We start from the raw sequence: 19,411 nt of genomic DNA on the forward strand, positions 1-19,411 counted from the left end.
CCGGCCGGATAGCAATTAAAGCGCGTCGCGCTGAAGCGGATTCAGGCGACGCGCTTTAAAACCTTTGTTTTCATGCATGTCGTTATCGCAAAACCGCTGAAACTTTTGCGCGACATGCATTAGTGCAGATCGGTGACGTGTCCCGAAACAGGGGGATTGTGGGGCTGGAACATCCTGCCCCGCTCGGCGATCAGGATCATCAGCAAAGCCGCGACCGAGACGCTGCAGAAGCCGGCGGCCAGAGGCGTGACCGTGCCGTTATAGGCCTGGCCGATCGCCGCGCCGATGAGGGCACCGAGGAAGGTCTGCATGAAGCCCAGGATGGATGCCGCCGTGCCGGCGAGCTCGCCGAGCGGCTCCATGGCCAAAGCGTTGAAATTCGCGCCCAGTCCGCCGAATGGCAGCATCGCCCCGGCAAAGAAGGTGACGAAGAGCCAGAGCGGCATCTGTATCTCCAGCGAGACCACCAGCCAGGCAAGGCTGATGCACAGGAAGATGAGCAGCGCGCCTTGCGACAGGCGGCGCATGCCAATCTGTCCGACCAACCGAGAATTGAGATAGTTGGAGAAGGCAAGCACGCCGGCGACGCCGGCAAAGATCAGCGGGAACAATTCGCCGACATGAAAGATGTCGATGTAGATCTGCTGCGCCGAACTGATGAAGCCGAACATGGCGGCGAAAATGAACGTGCTGGCGAAAGCGTAGCAAAGCGTGAGCCGGTTGGTGAGCACGATGCGGAAGCCGCTGACGACGGAGCTTACCGTCAGCGGCCGGCGATATTCCGGATGCAGCGTCTCCGGCAGGCGCAGCAGAGCCCAGGTCGAAACGATCAGCGCGCCGATAGCCATGGTCACGAAAATCCAGTGCCAACTGGCGAACAGCATGACGAACTGGCCGATGCCGGGCGCGATGACAGGGATGGCCATGAACACCATGAAGATCAGCGACATCACCTCGGCCATGCGCCGGCCTTCGAACGTGTCGCGCACGATCGAGACGGCGATGACGCGGGTCGCGGCCGCGCCGATGCCCTGTATGAGACGCCAGGTCAGCAACAGGGTGAAACTGGGAGCTATGGCGGCGGCGGCCGCAGCCACGACATAGACGACCAGGCCAAGGACCAGTGGCGCCCGGCGCCCGAAGCGATCCGAAATAGGCCCGAACAAAAGCTGCCCGCCGCCGAAGCCGAGCATATAGGCGGTGATGACATATTGGCGGAGGTTCTCGCTCTCGACGCCGAGCGAGGCGCCGATCTGCTGCAGCGCCGGCAACATGATGTCGATGGCCAAGGAGTTGAGCGCCATGAGCGCGGCGCAGAGCGCGATGAATTCCCAGCGCGGAATGGGCAAGCTGCTTGCCCGTTGCGACGCTTCTACCTGCTTGTCCACGGCAAATTCCGATCTTTCAAACGAACAGGCGCCGGCTGGCCGGCGCGCTGGTTCGTCTCATCCCCGAGACCCGGGGGTTATGTTGCCGAGGTGGGGGCGGCCCCGAGCGATGCTTGCCGGCCGGAGGGTTAGCCTCCGCGCCGGCGAGCAAAATTGAATCAGGCGGCGCCTTTGACGCTGACGCCCTTTTCGATCAGGAAGTCCTGCAACTCGCCGGCCTGGAACATTTCGCGCACGATGTCGCAGCCGCCGACGAATTCGCCCTTCACATAGAGCTGCGGGATGGTCGGCCAGTTGGAATAGTCCTTGATGCCCTGGCGCAGTTCGGCCGAGTCGAGCACGTTGACGCCTTTGTAGTCGGCCCCGATGTAATCGAGGATCTGCACCACCTGGCCGGAGAAGCCGCATTGCGGGAAGCCGGGCGTGCCCTTCATGAAGAGTACGACGTCGTTGCTCTTCACTTCATTGTCGATGTAGTCGTTGATGCCGGTCATGGACGGTCCTTTCACGCCTGTGGGAGTCAGGCTCGAAACATGTCCTTCAAATAAACCCATAGGTTGGCTGAAACAAGACGTTAGCCGCGACGCCGGCCCAATGGCGCAAGGGATAACGCGATTTTGGGCTAAGCCTGAGCGGCGCCGGCGCTCAGTCGGGAATGCTGGTCTGCAGCGCCAGCGCGTGCAGCAGGCCGCCCATATTGCCCTTCAGCGCGTTGTAGACCATCTGATGCTGCTGCACACGGCTTTTGCCCCGGAAGCTCTCGGCCACGACCTCGGCCGCATAATGATCGCCGTCGCCGGCCAGGTCGCGGATCGTCACCTTGGCGTCCGGAATGCCTTCCTTGATCAATTTTTCGATGTCGTGAGCATCCATTGCCATGGCAAAATCCTGTTTCAAGCGGGCAGGCTGTATATGTGACTCGGGGTGAGCCTAAAGCCTTTCCAGCCCGGATTGAAGCCGTTCCGTCGGGTGATGAGGCCCTATGGGTTATCCTGGCTCGAATGAACCACGCCGTCTTCGGTGATGTCATCGCGCGTCGAATAGGCGCGGCCGAGGCTGAAGACCAGCACGTAGAGCGGGAGGTTGATCAACAGGCTGACGATCGGAAGATAGCTCGTCATCCGCCATGCGGTTGAAAAGAAGGGCTGACCATAGCCGTCGCAGGTCAAGGACGAGCCATAGTCCCAAATAGCCCCGATCAACGCGGCGACGGCGAAGAGCTTGATGCAGGTCGCGACGTGCCTTGCCCGCGCCGGCTCCGGAGAAAGCCTGTTCCAGAGCACCAGGCAGACGACTGGAACGGCGTAGATCAGGGTCTGCAATACCAGCATCGGCAGCGTGCCGTTGGCCGCGGCAAGGAACTCGGCGCGGGTTTCCAGCCGCGGGCAGACCTCACTCGAGGTCGTCGACAACAGGAACAGGACGAACGGCCCGAGAAACCAGAAGAAGAACAGGGACGGCCAGAAGACGACTGCAATCAGCGCCCTGGCGGTTAAATCATGTCGCATAAAAAAGGATTGCTTCTAGCCCGGTCAACTGGCCTGATCCATGAAGCGCGGGAACCAGCCCTCATGGGCGGCGGTCAGCTCGCTGACGGGGATCGGTCGGGCCTCGCCGAGCTTCAATTCACGTCCGCCGGTGGTGCCGATCCAGGGCGCGAAGATGCCGAGCATGCCCTGCTCTTCGCGGATCCTGTCCCATTCGCCGCTTTGCGGGTCGATCGACAGCGTCAGCAGGTAGCGCCCCTGGTCCTCGCCGAACCAGACCGGGATCGGATCGGTGCCGGTAAGCCCCGGAACGGTGGCGCCAATGCCGGAGGCCATCGCCATTTCGGCGAGCGCTATCGCAAGGCCGCCGTCGGAGACGTCGTGCGCCGATGTCACGATGCCGGACGCGATCAGCGCGCGCACATGGTCGCCAACCCGCTTCTCATGATCGAGGTCGACCGGCGGCGGCGAGCCGTCGCCTCGACCGTGGATGTCACGCATATAGACGGACTGGCCGAGATGGCTGCCCCATGTGGCGGGCGCGCCGACCAGCACGATCATCTGGCCTTCGGCGGCAAAACCGATACGCGCCATCTTCGACCAGTCGGCAATCAGCCCGACGCCGCCGATGGTCGGTGTCGGCAGGATGCCGCGGCCGTTGGTTTCGTTGTAGAGCGAGACATTGCCGGAGACGATCGGGAAACCGAGAGCGCGGCAGGCATCGCCGATGCCCTTAACCGCGCCGACGAACTGGCCCATGATCTCGGGCCGCTCCGGATTGCCGAAATTGAGGTTGTCGGTGGCCGCAAGCGGCAGGGCGCCGGTGGCGGTCAGGTTGCGCCAGCATTCGGCCACGGCCTGCTTGCCGCCTTCGTACGGGTCGGCCTCGCAGTAGCGCGGCGTGACGTCTGAGGAGAAGGCCAGCGCCTTGGTCGGATGACCCTCGACGCGCACGACGCCGGCGTCGCCGCCCGGAAGCTGCAGCGAATTGCCCTGGATCAGCGTGTCGTACTGCTCCCACACCCAGCGGCGCGAAGAGAGATCCGGCCCGCCCAGCATTTTCAGCAGCGCGTCGGCGACATCGGCCTTCGGCGCATCGTTCGCGGCGAGCGGCGCCGGCTTCTTCGGCTCGACCCAGGGGCGGTCATATTCCGGTGCCTGGTCGCCCAGGTCCTTGATCGGCAGGTTGGCGACCTCGTCGCCCTGATGGATGACGCGGAAACGCAGATCGTCGGTGGTCTTGCCGACGATGGCGAAGTCGAGCCCCCATTTGCGGAAGATCGCCTCGGCTTCTTCCTCCTTCTCGGGGCGCAGCACCATCAGCATGCGCTCCTGGCTTTCAGACAGCATCATCTCATAGGCGCTCATGCGCTCCTCGCGCACCGGCACCTTGTCGAGGTCGAGCTCGATGCCGAGGTCGCCCTTGGCGCCCATCTCGACCGCCGAGCAGGTGAGGCCGGCCGCGCCCATGTCCTGAATGGCGATGACGGCGCCCGACGCCATCAGCTCGAGGCAGGCTTCCAGCAGGCATTTTTCGGTGAAGGGATCGCCGACCTGCACGGTCGGACGCTTCTCCTCGATCTTGTCGTCGAATTCGGCCGAGGCCATGGTGGCGCCGCCGACGCCGTCGCGGCCGGTCTTGGCGCCGAGATAGACGACCGGGAGGCCGACGCCCTTGGCCTGTGACAGGAAGATGGCGTTGGTCTTGGCGAGGCCCGCCGCGAAGGCGTTGACCAGGATGTTGCCGTTGTAGCGGGCATCGAAATTGACCTCGCCGCCGACGGTCGGCACGCCGAAGGAATTGCCGTAGCCGCCGACGCCCGAAACCACGCCGGCAACGAGATGCCGGGTTTTCGGATGATCCGGCGCGCCGAAGCGCAGCGCGTTCATGGCCGCCACCGGCCTGGCGCCCATGGTGAAGACGTCGCGCAATATGCCGCCGACGCCGGTCGCCGCACCCTGATAAGGTTCGATGTAGGACGGGTGGTTGTGGCTCTCCATCTTGAAGACCACGCAGTCGCCGTCGCCGATGTCGACCACGCCGGCATTCTCGCCCGGACCCTGGATGACCCGCGGGCCGCTGGTCGGCAGCGTGCGCAGCCATTTCTTCGAGGATTTGTAGGAGCAGTGCTCGTTCCACATCGCAGAGAAGATGCCGAGCTCGGTGAAGCTTGGTTCGCGGCCGACCAGATCGAGGATGCGCTGGTATTCGTCGGGCTTCAGCCCATGCGCGGCGACGAGCTCGGGGGTGATCGGCACGGAATTGGAAATGGTCATGAGCGGCGATTTTTGTCCGTGGAAGAGGGGAGTTTCCTTGAGTCTCCTCTTATCGCAAGCTTTCGCGCGATACACCCCATCGGATGACGAAAAAAGCCGGAAAACTGCCCCTGCCGGCGGAGGTCAGGGCCTAGAGCTCGCCAGCTTGATCAGGAAAAACTGTCGTAGCCGGCGCGGCCTTCGTCGAGCAGGCGGCGGATGACGGCGACGCCGCCGGCGACATCCTCGCGCCGCCTCGGCTGCGAAATACCGAAGCGCACGCCGTGGAAGACCTGCTCGGAACGGCCGGCCTTGAATTCGTCCTCGTCGTCGATGAGCAGGCCATGTTCGAGACAGGCTTTCTTGAAGGTGCCGGACAGCCATGGGTCGGGCAAGGTGAGCCAGACGAAGGGCACTTTGTCGTGCGACCTGAAGGCGAAGCCGGCCAAGGTCTCGCGCACGATCGCGATGCGAGCGCCGAATTCGGCGATGCTGCGCCGGCGGATGTCGCCAGCCTGGCCGGACAGCACCAGCCGCGCATTCACCTCGGCCAGCAGGAAGGGCATGCCGCCGGTCATCATCTTGTGGGCGACGCGGATGCGATGGCGATAGGCAGGCGGGCACGACAGCCAGCCGCCGCGAAGGCCGGCAGCCACGGATTTCGACAGGCCGCCGGCGACGATGGTGCGCTCAGGCGCGTATTCGGCCATCAGCGGCGTCGGGTCTCCGGTTAAGCCGCCGTAAAGATCGTCTTCTATGAGGACGACATTGTACTCACGCGCGATCCGCGCGATCGCCTCGCGGCGCGACGCCGGCAAGATGGCCAGCGTCGGGTTCTGCGCCGTCGGCATCAGAAAGATCATTTTCGGGTGCTTTTGCGCGCAGACCCGCTCGAAATCCTCGGGATCGATGCCTTCGTCATCCGATGCCACCAGCGCGATGCGGCGCCCGATCAGCCCCGCGCTGCGCGCGATCTGCGAATAGGTGAGGTGCTCGAAGACGACATAGTCGCCGGGCATGGTCAGCGCCGCGATCGCCGCCATGACCGCGGCGTGGGTGCCCAGCGTCGGCACGATCGAATCGGGCGAGGGGCGGAAGGCATTGCGTGCCAGCCAGCGGCTTCCGGCTTCGTACCAGCGTTCGGGAAAATCCCGCGTATAGCTCGAAATGTCGTGCGGATGCTCCTGCGCCGTGCGCGCCAGCAGGTCGGCAATCACCGCGCCTTGGCCGACATCGGGCGCGGCGGTGCTGTCGAAACGCAGCTTGCCGCTCGGCGCGTCGATGAAGCGCGTGCCTTGCAAGCTTGGTTCGACATCGGGTTTCGGGGTCTCCGTCCGCTGGCCGAGCACATAGGTGCCGCGACCAACCTCGCCGCTCACCAGACCGCGCTCGCGCAGCAGTTGATAGGCCCTGCCGATGGTGCCGACCGTCGTGCCGATGTCATAGGCGAGGTCGCGCTGCGGTGGTAGTTTTGCACCGGCATCGATGACGCCCTTGTCGATATCTGACTCAATGCTGTCAGCAAGACGCTGATAGAGCGGACCGGAGCCAGAGGAAAGATCGGGGAGCCAATTTGTCATGGTGACAATTTTCTATATTGCACCGCGCGATGAGTCAATCCATATCGAGCTGGCGATTGGAAAGGTACAATCGAGACAAGGTAGCACGGAAATGGATACAACCGAGACAATTCGCCACGCTCGCCCGGCCGTTGGCGCGCAGTCCGAGCCCTTGGCCCATCGCGGCTTCGTCGGTCGCCTGGTGGTTGTGCTCCGTTCCATCGCGAGGCAGATCGATCGCATGCTCGAACGTCGGCGCGGCCGCCTTGCGCTGCTGGAGATGACGGACGAGCAGCTCAAGGATATCGGCGTCTCGCGCTGCGACGCCCATCGCGAAGGCATCCGGGCGTTCTGGGAGTAACGATCTAGCGGCGGCTCGATTGAACCCGGGCTGCGGGCTTTCCCCGCAACCGGCCGATGCCGTGATCGACAAGCACGGCGAGTACGCTCAGCCCGACGAAAAGGGCGGTGACGGCCAGCGCTGAAACCGCGACGCTGGCCGCGCCGTTCTTGGCGACGTCGAGGAACGGGTAAGGTATTTCGCCGGCGAAGGGCGCGCGTATCAGCGCGTAGGCGAGATAGGCAACTGGGTAGATCATCCACCAGGCGATGTCGCTCCACTGCCGCCTGCCATCGGCGCCCGCCACCAGCCACCACAGCACGAACATCACCGGCGTCACATAGTGCAAAAGGACGTCGCAGAGCAGGAACAAACCCTGCGGCTGCCAGAGCCTCGCCAGAACCGTGGCGTAGACGATGAAAACCAGAGTTATGGCCACCGCCACGCCGGCCCGCATCCGCTGCCCGGCAAAGGCCGGGAACCAGGCATAGCCGGCGGGTGACAGCAGCGAAGCGTGCACCATCACCGCCGCGATGTTGGTCAGGATGGTGAAGAAGCTGAAATAGAAGACGATCGAGCCGAGCAAGCCACGGCCTGCGGCCATGGATGCCGGCAAGGTGATGGCGAATTGCAGGACAAGCGCAATCAGCCCGACAACCAGCCCCGCGATCTGCAGGAACCGGCCCATCGCAAGCTCAGGCGGCAGCCGCGCAGGACGGATTGCCGGCCTGCCAGCGGGCGATGTCGGCACCGATGCGCGCGCCGAGCGGCTCATTCATCAGCGGCCCGAACACATCGACGCGGCTGGAGTTGCCTTGCGCCTGCACGACCAGCAGCGGTTTGCCGCCATAGTGCTTGGCGGGCACCAGCAGGAAGCGCGGCGTGCCGCTGTAGGAATTGAGCTCGTTGGCCATCTGGTAGGCCTTGAAGGCCGGATCCTTGCTGGCGATCCAGCATTTATGCGCGGCGATCGCGACCTGCTCCATGGCAAGCAAAGAGGCGCTCTTGCCTGAGGGAACCGGCGTTGTCTTGGGGCTGGACTGGCAGGAAGCCAAGGCGAGCCCCGCGGCGGCCAGGAGAGCAAGGCGAGCAATCGTCAGTCTCATGGTCAGTCCGCCCCCCCCCGCGTTCCGATAGGATGTTAGAGAATCAAGCCGCGATGCCGAGCGCGCTCTCGAACAGCGCCCGTCCGTCATTGCCGCCATGCGCCGCCTCGATCAGGTTTTCGGGATGCGGCATCAGGCCGAGCACGTTGCCCTTGTCGTTGACGATGCCGGCGATGTCGTTGATCGAGCCATTGGGATTGGTGCCTTCGGCATAGCGGAACACCACCTGGCCTTCGCCTTCGAGGCGGGCCAGCGTCTCGGCATCGGCGAAGTAATTGCCGTCGTGATGCGCGACCGGCGAGCGGATCACCTGTCCGGGCTGATAGCCGCGCGTGAACATGGTGTTGGCGTTGGCGATCTCAAGCTTCACCTGCCGGCAGACGAATTTCAGCGAGGCGTTGCGCATCAGCGCGCCGGGCAGCAATCCCGCCTCGACCAGAATCTGGAAGCCGTTGCAGACACCGACGACGGTCACGCCCTTGGCGGCCTTTTCGGCGACCGCACGCATCACCGGCATGCGCGCCGCGATCGCGCCGCAGCGCAGATAGTCACCGAAGGAGAAGCCGCCGGGGATGGCGATCAGATCGACATCGGGGATTTCCGTGTCGGTCTGCCAGACGGTCGCCGGCGCCTGGCCGGAAATCTTGGTCAGCGCCGCGATCATGTCGCGGTCGCGGTTGAGGCCAGGCAGGAGGACGACGGCTGATTTCATTTCAGGCAATCTCCACCGCGTAATTCTCGATCACCGTGTTCGCCAGAAGCTTGTCGCACATGGCCTTGAGATCGGCTTCGGCCTTGGCCTTGTCGGTTCCGGTGAGCTCGATGTCGAACACCTTGCCCTGGCGCACCTGGCCGACGCCGTCGAAGCCAAGCCCGGAGAGCGCGTGCTCGATCGCCTTGCCCTGCGGGTCGAGGACGCCGTTCTTGAGGGTCACGGTGATACGGGCTTTCATCGATGCTCCTGGGCAGATCGTCGTTTGGCAAAAAAGGCCTGCCATTGTCTGGCAGGCCCGTCAGTACTTAGTGCTTCAGGCCCTTGGGCGCCTCGGAGGAAGCGACGAGCACGGGACCCGTCGGGCGCGGCGGCTCGTTCTCGTTGATGATGCCGAGACGGCGGGCAACTTCCTGATAGGCTTCGACTAGGCCGCCCATGTCGCGGCGGAAACGGTCCTTGTCGAGCTTGTCCTGTGTGGCGACGTCCCATAGCCGGCAGGAATCCGGCGAGATCTCGTCGGCGACGACGATGCGCATCATGTCGCCCTCGAACAGTCGGCCGCATTCGATCTTGAAGTCGACGAGCTGGATGCCGACGCCGAGGAACAGGCCGGAGAGAAAGTCGTTGACGCGGATGGCCAAGGCCATGATGTCGTCGATTTCCTGCGGGCTTGCCCAGCCGAAGGCGGTGATGTGCTCTTCCGACACCATCGGGTCGTCGAGCGCGTCGGCCTTGTAGTAGAATTCGATGATCGAGCGCGGCAGCACCGTGCCTTCCTCGATGCCGAGACGCTTGGACAGCGAGCCGGCGGCGACGTTGCGCACCACGACCTCGAGCGGAATGATCTCGACTTCCTTGATCAGCTGCTCGCGCATGTTGAGCCGGCGGATGAAATGGGTCGGGATGCCCATCCGGTTCAAGTGGTTGAAGATGTGCTCGGAAATGCGGTTGTTGAGCACGCCCTTGCCATCGACCACCTCATGCTTCTTCTTGTTGAAGGCGGTGGCATCGTCCTTGAAAAACTGGATCAGCGTCCCCGGCTCAGGTCCCTCATAGAGGATCTTGGCCTTGCCTTCGTAGATGCGGCGGCGATTTTTCATCTGATTTTTTCTCTGGATCTGCGGGCAGGCGGCAAGTGACCAGTTCCTGTCCGTTTGCCTAAGTTAGTATGGCGAAGGCGGCGTTCAATGCCGGTGTTATCGCAATCGTCCTGTTTGCTCAATCGGCAAATCCCGCGAATCAACCGCTTTCGGAACCGAAATGCCGCAGCGCAGCATGCGACGAAGCATATTGACCGGCTCGCGGCCTTTTGGTTTGTGCTTGCCCATCACACATATTCATCGCCAAGCGAATCGGATTGATCGGAGGGACGTCATGAGCAGCATGAAAGACCGCGAAGAGGGCTTCGAGCGCAAATTCGCCTTCGACGAGGAACTTCGCTTCAAGGCCGCGGCGCGCCGCAACAAGGCGCTGGGGCTGTGGGCAGCCGAGAAACTCGGCAAATCCGGCGCCGATGCCGAAGCCTATGCCAAGGAAGTGGTGGTCTCCGATATCGAGGAAGCGGGCGACCATGATGTCTTCCGCAAGATCCGCAAGGATTTCGATGCCGCCGGCGTCGCTCAGTCCGACCACCAGATCCGCCGCACCATGGACGAGCTGATGGCGCAGGCGATCGAGCAGATCAAGAACAGCTGAGGCTATGTGGGCATGATGTCGCCGGAAAACCGCTTCACGCCTTTCGCCATCATGCCTATCTCTTTGTTTTTACGCAATTCCGGACGGAAAACCGTTACACACTTTTCCTGGAATTTGCTCTGACTGGACCAATCGACCGCCCGGCCAAACCGGGCGGTTTTTCTTTGCCTTAGCGTCGTTTCCAGCCGAAACTGCGGATTGTTAACAAGGAAAGTTCCGATGTCGCTCAAGTCCCGCCTGGCCGCCGACGAAACGCTGTTCACCGCATGGTCGGGCGTGCCGGATGCGCTGACGGTCGAGATCATCGCCAAGCAGGGTTTCGATGCGGTCACCCTCGACATGCAGCATGGCGGCCATCACGAGGACAGCGTGCTGCGCGGCCTGGTGCCGGTGCTGGCCGCCAACAAGCCGGCGCTGGTGCGCATTCCGGTCGGGCGCTTCGACATGGCGAGCCGCGCGCTCGATTTCGGGGCCGAGGCGGTGATCGCGCCGATGGTGAACTCCGTGGCCGATGCAAGGCAGTTCGCCGCCGCGATGAAATACCCGCCGCTGGGCGAGCGTTCCTGGGGGCCGACCTATGCCTTCCCGCGCCACGGCAAGGGCGACCATGCCGAATGGCTGCGCGATACGAACCAGCGCACCATGGCTTTCGCGATGGTCGAAACGCGGGCGGCCCTCGAGGCGCTGGACGGTATTCTGGATACGCCCGGCATCGACGGCATCTTCGTCGGCCCGTCGGATTTCTCGATCGCCTGGTCGAACGGCGCCACCGTCAGTTCGACGCTGGAAAGCATGATGGAGACGGTCGCGTCGATCGCCGAGCGGACACGCAAGGCCGGCAAGCATGCCGCGATCTATGTCATCGAACCGGCGATCGCCGGGCGCGTCGTTTCGATGGGCTTCCGGCTGCTCGCCATGGGCTCGGACCACACGCTGATTTCACTCGGCGCGAAGACGCTGCTGAAGAGCATGCGGGATTCGATCGGCTCCTAGACGCCGATTAGGGTTCTTTCAGTTCCGTCAGAAACTTGGCGAAAGTCATCGAACCCTCGGGCCAGGGGCCGAAGCCCGCGTCGTGGTTGAGATGGCCGGCCTCACCGGCGTCGATGAAGAGCGATCCCCAGGCGGCGGCAATGTCCTCGGCGACCTCGAAAGCGCAGAACGGATCGTTGCGGCTGGCGATCACGATGGACGGAAAGGGCAGCGGATCGCGCGAATAAGGGCCAAAGGTCATCAGATGTTTCGGCCTGATTTCCGGATTGGAGACATCCGGCAGCGCGACGAAGAAGGCGCCCGCGACCGGCTTCTTGAATTGCGAGATGGCCTGCACCGCGGCCGCGACGCCAAGCGAGTGCGCTACGAGAACCACCGGCCGCTCGGCCTCGTTGACGGCGTTCGCCACGCTCGCCGTCCAGTCCTCGCGCACGGGCTTGGTCCATTCCGCCTGCTCGACACGGCGCGCCGTCGACAGTTTCGACTGCCAGCGGGTCTGCCAATGCTCGGGACCGGAATTGGTGTAGCCCGGCACGATCAGAATATCTGCGTCTTTGACTTTCATGGCGCCGATGTAGCGAGCGGTCTTCTCGGCTGCAACCCTGTCGCCTATATCGGCGTGATCACAATTGTGAACAACTTGTTCGACTCTTGCCCTCTTGTGTGAACGATCGCAATCGACGATTTGGAGGGGAAGAAGAGGTGGCGGCCTGCAAATCCCATTTCGGGAAGAGGCGACGCCCGAACGGAGAGTTTGATGAGCGAACTGCCTTTTGCCGCGACCACCCCGGTCAGCGTTTCGCGTGTCGGGCTGAAGGCGCAGGACGCCGAGAGCCTTGCCTCCTATTATCGCGCGGTCGTCGGCCTGCAGGAACTGAGCCGCGCCGATGGCGCGATCACGCTCGGCGCCGCCAACCGGCCGCTGCTGGTGCTTGAACAGGATTCTTCGGCCAAGCCGGACGATCCGCGCAGCGCCGGGCTTTTCCACACCGCTTTCCTTTTGCCATCGCGCGCCGATCTTGGCCGCTGGATCAGCCACGCCGCCGCCAGCCGCATCGGTATCGAGGGCGCGTCCGACCATCTGGTCAGCGAGGCGCTTTACCTGACCGACCCAGAGGGCAACGGCATCGAGATCTATGCGGATCGCCGCCCGCAAGACTGGAAGTGGAACGGCGACAAGATCGCCATGGCGACCGAGCGGCTGAACCTGCCGGCGGTGGTGGGCAGCGTGCCGGCGGGCGATGCCGGCTGGCAGGGCGCGCCGGAAAACACCATTGTCGGCCACGTTCACCTGCGCGTCGGCCGGCCGGAAGATGCCGAAGCCTGGTGGCATGACCAGTTCGGCTTCGACACCGTCGCCAAATATGGCGGCCAGGCGGTGTTCCTGTCGTCCGGCCATTACCACCACCATATCGGCGCCAATGCTTGGCAGAGCGCCGGCGCCGGCCGCCGCGACCCCTCCCGCTCGGGCCTCGCCTGGGTCGAGATGCGTTCGGACAATGTGAAGCAAGAGACGAGCCGAGAGGACCCGTGGGGCACGGTGATCAGGACCGTGCCTGGGAAGGCTTGATCGGGCGTCGGTGACACCGTCTTTCTCCCCGTCACTATACGGGGAGAAATGCCCGGCAGGGCAATGAGGGGCGACGCCAAGTCTTGAGATTGTCTTTTCAGCCACAAAGCCTACGGGTGCGGGGATCGCCGAAGTCGGCGCCGCCCCTCATCCGCCCTTCGGGCACCTTCTCCCCGTATAGAGACGGGGAGAAGGAAAGATCAAGCCTCCCCGAACACCCGCCTGAAGATCGTGTCGACATGCTTGGTGTGATAGCCGAGATCGAATTTTTCGCGCAGATCGGCTTCAGATAGCGCGGCCGTCACGTCCTTGTCGGCAAGCAGTTCCTCAAGGAAATCGGCGCCGTGTTCCCAGACCTTCATGGCGTTGCGCTGCACCAGGCGGTAGGAGTCCTCGCGCGACAGGCCGGCCTGGGTCAGCGCCAGCAGCACACGCTGGGAGTGCACAAGCCCGCGGAACTTGTTGAGGTTCTTCTCCATGTTCTCGGGGTAGACGAGCAACTTGTCGACGACGCCGGTAAGGCGTGCCAGCGCGAAGTCCAGCGTTACCGTCGCGTCCGGCCCGATCATACGCTCGACCGAGGAATGCGAAATGTCGCGCTCGTGCCAGAGCGCCACGTCTTCCATGGCCGGCAGCGCCATCGAACGCACCATGCGGGCAAGGCCGGTTAGGTTCTCGGTCAGCACCGGGTTGCGCTTGTGCGGCATCGCCGACGAGCCCTTCTGCCCCGGCGAGAAATACTCTTCCGCTTCCAGCACTTCGGTGCGCTGCAGATGGCGGATCTCGACGGCGAGGCGTTCGACCGAGGAGGCGATGACGCCGAGCGTTGCAAAGAACATGGCGTGGCGGTCGCGCGGGATGACCTGCGTCGATACCGGCTCCGGCTTCAGCCCAAGCTTTGCCGCCACATGCTCTTCGACATAAGGCTCGATGTTGGCGAAAGTGCCGACCGCGCCGGAAATGGCGCAGGTGGCGATGTCCTCCCGCGCATGCACCAGCCGCTCGCGGCAGCGCGAGAATTCGGCATAGGCCTGCGCCAGCTTGACGCCGAAGGTGGTCGGCTCGGCATGGATGCCGTGGCTGCGGCCGATGGTGACGGTGTCCTTGTGCTCGAAAGCACGGCGCTTCAGCGCCGCGAGCAGGGCGTCGATGTCGGCAAGCAGGATGTCGCTGGCCCGCGTCAACTGCACGGCAAGACAGGTGTCGAGCACGTCCGACGACGTCATGCCCTGGTGAATGAAGCGGGCATCCGGTCCGACGAATTCGGCAAGATGGGTCAGGAAAGCGATGACGTCATGCTTGGTGACGCGCTCGATCTCATCGATCTTGGCGACGTCGAATTTGGCCGCGCCGCCTTTCTCCCAGATGGTCCTTGCCGCTTCCTTCGGAATGACGCCTAACTCGGCCAGCGCATCGCAGGCATGCGCCTCGATCTCGAACCAGATGCGGAAGCGGGTTTCGGGCGACCAGGTGGCGACCATTTCCGGCCGGGAATAGCGAGGGATCATCCGTTTTTTGAGTCCTGATGGGAAAAGCGTTGGCCGCGTCCTAACAGAGGCGGGCCCGATGCTCAACGCCGCTGCCGCGCAAACCAGATACTTGCCGCGACAAGCGCTGCAAAACCCAGCGGAAAATAGAGCCGCAGGCCGAGCACGACGAACTGATAGAGCGCGGTCAGCATGGTGAAGGCGAATTCAAACGCCCAGGTCAGCGTGAACGCCGGCGCGTGCCATTCGGCATAGTAGGAGCGATATTGCAGCGCGAACAGGCCGCCGGTGAAGGCGAGCGTTGCCGTCAGAAGCGACACGAATGCCGCGGCGAAGGCTGTTTCCCAAAGACGGCCGCGGGAAACCAGTCTGGCCAGCATCAATCCAACCGGGAAGGCAAGCACGCCGCCTAAACCATAAAGCAGCGCCACGAAACGGATCCTGTCGGGCGTCTCCCAGGCGGCCAGCAGAAGATTTGCCAGCGCACTCGCACCCATGGCGGCGCCCCAGAGCAAAGTTCCAACAACAGCCTCGCTTGCCGACGGAGCGGCGGCGCGCAACCGATCCGTGAGACCGTGGCGCAAGGGAACTTGCTGCAGCGGCATCATGGGCGGCAAGCCGTATCGCGCGTCGGGTGGCCGGGCAGGCTGGGCGTCATCTGCATGACATCTGTCTCATCAGCGTCATGCGTATCACGCCATGGTGAACGAGACGTGCCGTGCGATGCATCCAATCCGGCGTTCATTTGTTATTGTCGGCCGTCTCGCATCCGAAAGGGCAAATCGCCATCCAGTGGAGGACCAGCATGAGCACCGACATCAGCAAGATACGCGGACATATGGAAGTGATCGGCGCCGATGGCGTCCATATCGGCACCGTCGACAAGGTCGAGGGTGACCGGATCAAGCTGACCAGGGCTGACAGCGGCATGGGCTCGCACAAGGGCCATCACCACTACATTTCGCTTGCCCTGGTCGCGGAGATCGACGGGCAGAAGGTATGGCTCTCCGCGAATTCCGATGTTGCGGTCACCTTCGAGGAAGAGAAATCCGATCCGACTTGATTAGCCGTCAACGCGACGACCAGACCGGAAACAGGTCGCCGTTCGCGGGTGTCGCGGCATATACGCCGCGGCTGATCGCGCGCGCCATGGTCGCGCCGGCCGCCGCGAACAGGTCGATCGCGGCGTCGGCGCCGAGTTCGATGCCGCTCGTGCCGGTCGCCAGCGCAAACACCAGATCGCCGTCGGCCGGCGTATGCGTCGGCCAGATGGCGCGGGCGAAGCCGTCATGCGCCGAAATCGCCAGCCGCTTGGCCGCGGCCTTGGTCATGACGGCGTCCGTGGCGATGACGGCGATGGTGGTGCTGGCGGCTTCCCCATGCCCGCCGACGCGCCTGTCGCGGTATTTCAGCAGGATCTTCCTGGCCTCTTCGGGCATCGGCGCGGGATAACCCAGGCCGCCGAACTCGTCGCCGATCTCGAAGGGTGCTGCCCAAAAATGGCGGCTCCGGCCGACCGTCGCCGAGCCGGTCGGGTTGACGGCGGCGAGGGCGCCAATGGTGACGCGGCTGTCGAGCACAGTCGAGGCGGAGCCCAGCCCGCCTTTCAGCCCCGAGGTCAGCGCGCCGGTGCCGGCGCCAGCCGTGCCGATTTCGAAATCCACTGTCGCCGCCTGGACAGCCTCATAGCCGAGGTCGCGATAGGGCGGATAACGGCCCCAATCCTTGTCGCCGCCGTTGCGCAGGTCGAACAGGATCGCGGCCGGCACGATCGGCACGCGGAAGCCGCCCACCTCGACACCGATGTTTTTCTCGCGCAGCGCCGCCTGCACGCCGGAGGCGGCATCGAGACCGAAGGCGGAGCCGCCGGACAGGACGACGGCATGGATCGTCGCGATCGAATTCTGCGGCTCGAGCAGATCGGTCTCGCGCGTGCCCGGCGCGCCGCCCAGCACCTGGAAGCCGGCCACGGCGGGTTCATCGCACAGCACCACCGTGACGCCGGATTTCAACTTGCTATCGGCTGTATTGCCGACACGAAGGCCGGCAACGTCGGTGATGAGGTTGCGCGGTCCGGTGCGGAACATCACTTGTCCTCCAGCGGTACGAAATGCGTGCCGTCGAAGCGGAAGACGCGGAACGGGTTCTGGCTGAGGTCGCCCTTGTCGTCGAAGCGAACGGTGCCGATCGCGGTGGTGAAATCATGGCCGGTCAGCGCATCGGCGAGTGGCTGGCCGGAGCTTTCCGCGCCAGCCAGCGCGGCCTTGGCGACCTCGACCGCCGCATAGGCCGGCAGCGCGTAGCCGTCGGGCACGATGTTCTTCGCGGCGAAAGCCTGCATCACCTTGGGATCGGCGATCTCCGACCATTCCGGCGGGGCGATCATCAGCGTGCCGACGGCATAGGGCACATCGCCCGGCGGCGTGCGCAGGTTTTCGCCGCCGGCAAAGGTGATGCCGGCATCGAGCTGGGCGGCGTCGCGGCCCATGATGGCGATGTCGTCGCCGTCGCCGCCGGCGAACACTTTTGTCGCGCCGGCCTTCTTCAGCCGGCCGACCAGTCCGATCTGGTTGTCGAGCTGCGGCCGGAACGTGTCGACGAAGGCAGGTTTCAGCGCCGCCTGCTCGGCCGCGGCGCGAAAGGTCTCGGCCATCTCGCGGCCATAGATGGTGCCGTCGTCGACGATGGCGAACAGGTCGTCGCGCCAGAGCTGGGTGAGCTTGGCGGCGACCGCGTTGCGCTCATCGTCGCCGCGCGGGCCGAGCCGGTAGACCGGCCAGCCGGTCTTGGCGCGCCGGTCGGTCAGGCTTTCGGTGCGCACGCCGACGGTGATCACCGATATGTTGGCGTCCTTCAGGATCGGCAGCGCGGCCTCGATCGCCTCTGTGCAGAGGAAGCCGACCACGACATTGGCCTTGGCGTCGACGAATTCCCGTGCCGCAGCGGCGCCGCCCTCGGCGGTGCAGGCATCGTCGACGGCCTTGAACGCGATGCCGTTTGCCTCGGCTGCCAGGCCGGCGCCGGCCTCGACCTGCTTGCCGAGGATCGCCGATGGGCCGGAAAGCGGCGCGGCAACGCCGACCAGCGTCTCGGCGTCAGCGTTCGCTGCCAGCCAAAACAACGCGGCTATCGCCGTCGTCAGTGCGGCTATTGTCGTCGTCAGAAGGCGCATTCGGGCGAAGAGGTCCTCCGTGCCGGGCGTATGGTTCCGACACTATTCCAGGAAAGACCTAAAGGCTGGCTAAGCGCCGCGCAACACGCGAATTTGCGGATTGCAGTCAAGCACTTCGCCCGTGCTATGCAACTTGTGGCGTGCAATATGCCGCCATATATAACGAACTGGTTCCGACAGGTGGATTATCGGGTGCTGAAAATCAATGATATCGGGCCGCAGCACTATCGCGATGCGATGGCGCATTTTGCCGGCCATGTGCATGTGGTGACGACGGACGGGCCCGGCGGCAAGAGGGGCGCGACGGTGATCGCCGCCTGTTCGGTTTCGGACACGCCGCCGACGGTGCTGGTTTGCCTCAACCGCGAGAACGCCAAGAACGAAGCTTTCGTCAAGAACGGCAAGTTCGCGCTCAACACGCTCGCATCGGACCAGGAAGCCGTCTCGGTCGGCTTTTCGGGCGTCACCGGCCTGCCGGCGGAGGAGCGCTTCGCGCTTGCCGAGTGGGATGTGATCTCGACCGGCGCGCCGACGCTGAAAGGCGCCCTTGCCGTGTTCGACTGCGAGATCATCGATGCCAAGGACCTTGCCACCCACCGTGTGCTTTTTGGCAAGGTGACAGGCCTGCGCATCGGCGATAATTTGCGCCCGCTGATCTACCACAACCGCGGCTACCATTTTCTTTGAAACGGGCAAGCGGGATCCACGGAGACAAGATGACCGCGCCGCGCCCCGCGCCGAAATCGATCGACGAAACGCTCGATCTTTTGACCGGCGCGGATTATGTCGCGGACCGTTCGCTGGCGACCGTGCTGTTTTTGTCGCTGCGCATGAAGCGGCCCTTGTTCCTCGAAGGCGAGGCGGGTGTCGGCAAGACCGAGATCGCAAAGGTGCTGGCCGACGCGCTCGGCCGGCGGCTGATCCGCCTGCAATGCTATGAAGGGCTCGACGTCTCCTCGGCCGTCTATGAATGGAATTATGCCGCCCAGATGATCGAGATCCGCATGGAGGAGGCGGCCGGCAAGGTCGTGCGCTCCGACATGGAGCGGAACGTCTTTTCCGAGAAATACCTGATCCGCCGTCCGGTGCTCGATGCGCTGACCGGCAAGGCGGGCGCGGCGCCGGTGTTCCTCATCGACGAACTGGACCGCACGGACGAAGCGTTCGAGGCGTTCCTGCTCGAAATCCTGTCGGACTTCCAGGTGACCGTCCCGGAGCTCGGCACGATCAAGGCGGAAGAGCCGCCGATCGTCATCATCACAACCAACCGCACGCGCGAGATCCACGACGCGCTGAAGCGTCGCTGCCTCTATCATTGGGTCGACTACCCGAATGCCGAGCGCGAGCTGGAGATCGTGCGTCGCAAGGTGCCGCAAGCGAACCGACGGCTGTCGGCGGAGGTCGTGTCTTTCATCCAGAAGCTGCGCCAGGTCGAGCTGTTCAAGGCGCCCGGCGTCGCCGAAACCATTGATTGGGCCGGCGCGCTGACCGAACTCGACAAGGTGGCGCTGGATCCGGAGACAGTGTCGGACACGATCGGCGTGCTTTTGAAATACCAGGACGACATCGCCCGTATCGGCGAGGGCGAGGGCCGGCGCATCCTCAATGAGGTGAAGGCCGAGCTTTCGGCGGCGGAGTAGGCA

24 protein-coding genes are annotated in these 19,411 nt (G+C 63.9%); 7 read left to right on the forward strand and 17 right to left on the reverse strand.

All coding sequences use genetic code 11. The features are described from left to right. Positions 1-119: 119 nt before the first annotated feature. The 6 genes from FJ430_RS19305 to FJ430_RS19330 form a co-directional block, all read right to left on the reverse strand. Positions 120-1,343: a multidrug effflux MFS transporter gene (locus FJ430_RS19305; RefSeq protein WP_181175571.1), complete on the reverse strand. Its 1,224-nt coding sequence runs from the start codon at positions 1,341-1,343 to the stop codon at positions 120-122. Between the two features lie 203 nt (positions 1,344-1,546). Further along, entirely contained in the window at positions 1,547-1,882 is a 336-nt protein-coding gene (grxD, locus tag FJ430_RS19310; RefSeq protein ID WP_140710340.1) for a Grx4 family monothiol glutaredoxin, read from the reverse strand. A 151-nt stretch (positions 1,883-2,033) separates the two neighbouring features. Beyond that, complete coding sequence (locus FJ430_RS19315) at positions 2,034-2,267, reverse strand: BolA/IbaG family iron-sulfur metabolism protein (protein ID WP_140647507.1); 234 nt, start codon at positions 2,265-2,267, stop codon at positions 2,034-2,036. 101 nt (positions 2,268-2,368) lie between these two features. Then, positions 2,369-2,896 carry a hypothetical protein gene (locus tag FJ430_RS19320; RefSeq protein ID WP_140710342.1) on the reverse strand — a complete coding sequence of 176 codons (528 nt, stop codon included), beginning with the start codon at positions 2,894-2,896 and terminating at the stop codon, positions 2,369-2,371. Between the two features lie 24 nt (positions 2,897-2,920). Continuing rightward, the gene (purL, locus tag FJ430_RS19325; RefSeq protein WP_140710344.1) at positions 2,921-5,152 is read right to left on the reverse strand and encodes a phosphoribosylformylglycinamidine synthase subunit PurL; all 2,232 of its coding nucleotides are present in this window, start codon (positions 5,150-5,152) and stop codon (positions 2,921-2,923) included. Positions 5,153-5,301: 149 nt separating this feature from the next. After that, positions 5,302-6,711 carry a PLP-dependent aminotransferase family protein gene (locus FJ430_RS19330; RefSeq protein WP_140710346.1) on the reverse strand — a complete coding sequence of 470 codons (1,410 nt, stop codon included), beginning with the start codon at positions 6,709-6,711 and terminating at the stop codon, positions 5,302-5,304. 91 nt (positions 6,712-6,802) lie between these two features. Here FJ430_RS19330 and FJ430_RS19335 point away from each other — a divergent pair, with 91 nt between their 5' ends. Further along, entirely contained in the window at positions 6,803-7,051 is a 249-nt protein-coding gene (locus FJ430_RS19335; protein ID WP_140710388.1) for a DUF1127 domain-containing protein, read from the forward strand. A 4-nt stretch (positions 7,052-7,055) separates the two neighbouring features. Here the strand turns inward: FJ430_RS19335 and FJ430_RS19340 are convergent, their stop codons facing one another. The 5 genes from FJ430_RS19340 to purC form a co-directional block, all read right to left on the reverse strand. Next, a complete protein-coding gene (locus tag FJ430_RS19340) occupies positions 7,056-7,718 on the reverse strand; it encodes a Pr6Pr family membrane protein (RefSeq protein WP_140710348.1) in 663 nt (220 codons plus the stop codon). 7 nt (positions 7,719-7,725) lie between these two features. Next, positions 7,726-8,136, reverse strand: coding sequence for a hypothetical protein (locus FJ430_RS19345; protein WP_140710350.1), 411 nt, complete (start codon positions 8,134-8,136; stop codon positions 7,726-7,728). A gap of 43 nt (positions 8,137-8,179) precedes the next feature. Beyond that, positions 8,180-8,848, reverse strand: a complete 669-nt coding sequence (purQ, locus tag FJ430_RS19350; RefSeq protein WP_140710352.1) for a phosphoribosylformylglycinamidine synthase subunit PurQ — start codon at positions 8,846-8,848, stop codon at positions 8,180-8,182. A 1-nt stretch (position 8,849) separates the two neighbouring features. Then, on the reverse strand, positions 8,850-9,089 hold the full coding sequence (gene purS / locus FJ430_RS19355) for a phosphoribosylformylglycinamidine synthase subunit PurS (RefSeq protein ID WP_040995386.1): 240 nt from the start codon (positions 9,087-9,089) through the stop codon (positions 8,850-8,852). Positions 9,090-9,156: 67 nt separating this feature from the next. Then, positions 9,157-9,951 carry a phosphoribosylaminoimidazolesuccinocarboxamide synthase gene (gene purC / locus FJ430_RS19360; protein ID WP_040995384.1) on the reverse strand — a complete coding sequence of 265 codons (795 nt, stop codon included), beginning with the start codon at positions 9,949-9,951 and terminating at the stop codon, positions 9,157-9,159. A 274-nt stretch (positions 9,952-10,225) separates the two neighbouring features. Here purC and FJ430_RS19365 point away from each other — a divergent pair, with 274 nt between their 5' ends. Beyond that, positions 10,226-10,546, forward strand: a complete 321-nt coding sequence (locus FJ430_RS19365) for a DUF1476 domain-containing protein (RefSeq protein WP_140647499.1) — start codon at positions 10,226-10,228, stop codon at positions 10,544-10,546. A 2-nt stretch (positions 10,547-10,548) separates the two neighbouring features. On the opposite strand, the gene FJ430_RS19370 is transcribed toward FJ430_RS19365, so the two are convergent. Next, positions 10,549-10,776 (reverse strand): hypothetical protein, encoded by a 228-nt coding sequence (locus tag FJ430_RS19370; RefSeq protein ID WP_140710354.1) that lies wholly within the window; start codon positions 10,774-10,776, stop codon positions 10,549-10,551. Between FJ430_RS19370 and FJ430_RS19375 the strand changes: the two genes are divergently transcribed. Next, positions 10,766-11,539, forward strand: coding sequence for an HpcH/HpaI aldolase family protein (locus FJ430_RS19375; protein WP_040981238.1), 774 nt, complete (start codon positions 10,766-10,768; stop codon positions 11,537-11,539). The two genes, FJ430_RS19370 and FJ430_RS19375, sit on opposite strands and share 11 nt — an antisense overlap. Positions 11,540-11,546: 7 nt before the next feature. Here FJ430_RS19375 and FJ430_RS19380 read toward each other — a convergent pair whose 3' ends face one another. After that, positions 11,547-12,104: an RBBP9/YdeN family alpha/beta hydrolase gene (locus tag FJ430_RS19380; RefSeq protein WP_140710356.1), complete on the reverse strand. Its 558-nt coding sequence runs from the start codon at positions 12,102-12,104 to the stop codon at positions 11,547-11,549. 192 nt (positions 12,105-12,296) lie between these two features. Between FJ430_RS19380 and FJ430_RS19385 the strand changes: the two genes are divergently transcribed. After that, positions 12,297-13,109, forward strand: coding sequence for a VOC family protein (locus tag FJ430_RS19385; protein WP_140710358.1), 813 nt, complete (start codon positions 12,297-12,299; stop codon positions 13,107-13,109). Positions 13,110-13,309: 200 nt separating this feature from the next. Here FJ430_RS19385 and purB read toward each other — a convergent pair whose 3' ends face one another. After that, a complete protein-coding gene (gene purB / locus FJ430_RS19390; RefSeq protein ID WP_140710360.1) occupies positions 13,310-14,617 on the reverse strand; it encodes an adenylosuccinate lyase in 1,308 nt (435 codons plus the stop codon). A 62-nt stretch (positions 14,618-14,679) separates the two neighbouring features. Beyond that, positions 14,680-15,093: a hypothetical protein gene (locus FJ430_RS19395; protein ID WP_140659852.1), complete on the reverse strand. Its 414-nt coding sequence runs from the start codon at positions 15,091-15,093 to the stop codon at positions 14,680-14,682. Positions 15,094-15,401: 308 nt separating this feature from the next. On the opposite strand from FJ430_RS19395, the gene FJ430_RS19400 reads away from it, so the two are divergent. Further along, entirely contained in the window at positions 15,402-15,659 is a 258-nt protein-coding gene (locus tag FJ430_RS19400; protein ID WP_140647493.1) for a DUF2171 domain-containing protein, read from the forward strand. Positions 15,660-15,666: 7 nt separating this feature from the next. On the opposite strand, the gene FJ430_RS19405 is transcribed toward FJ430_RS19400, so the two are convergent. Continuing rightward, positions 15,667-16,683 carry a P1 family peptidase gene (locus FJ430_RS19405; protein WP_140710362.1) on the reverse strand — a complete coding sequence of 339 codons (1,017 nt, stop codon included), beginning with the start codon at positions 16,681-16,683 and terminating at the stop codon, positions 15,667-15,669. Beyond that, positions 16,683-17,768 (reverse strand): branched-chain amino acid ABC transporter substrate-binding protein, encoded by a 1,086-nt coding sequence (locus tag FJ430_RS19410; protein WP_140710364.1) that lies wholly within the window; start codon positions 17,766-17,768, stop codon positions 16,683-16,685. Before FJ430_RS19410 ends, FJ430_RS19405 begins: the two co-directional genes overlap by 1 nt. 192 nt (positions 17,769-17,960) lie before the next feature. Here FJ430_RS19410 and FJ430_RS19415 point away from each other — a divergent pair, with 192 nt between their 5' ends. Both FJ430_RS19415 and FJ430_RS19420 read left to right on the forward strand, forming a co-directional pair. After that, a complete protein-coding gene (locus tag FJ430_RS19415; RefSeq protein WP_140647490.1) occupies positions 17,961-18,455 on the forward strand; it encodes a flavin reductase in 495 nt (164 codons plus the stop codon). 29 nt (positions 18,456-18,484) lie between these two features. Further along, the gene (locus FJ430_RS19420) at positions 18,485-19,408 is read left to right on the forward strand and encodes an AAA family ATPase (protein ID WP_041008673.1); all 924 of its coding nucleotides are present in this window, start codon (positions 18,485-18,487) and stop codon (positions 19,406-19,408) included. The last annotated feature ends 3 nt before the right edge of the window (positions 19,409-19,411 follow it).

The organism is Mesorhizobium sp. B2-8-5 (assembly GCF_006440675.2).
In the GTDB taxonomy this organism is placed as follows: Bacteria; Pseudomonadota; Alphaproteobacteria; order Rhizobiales; family Rhizobiaceae; genus Mesorhizobium.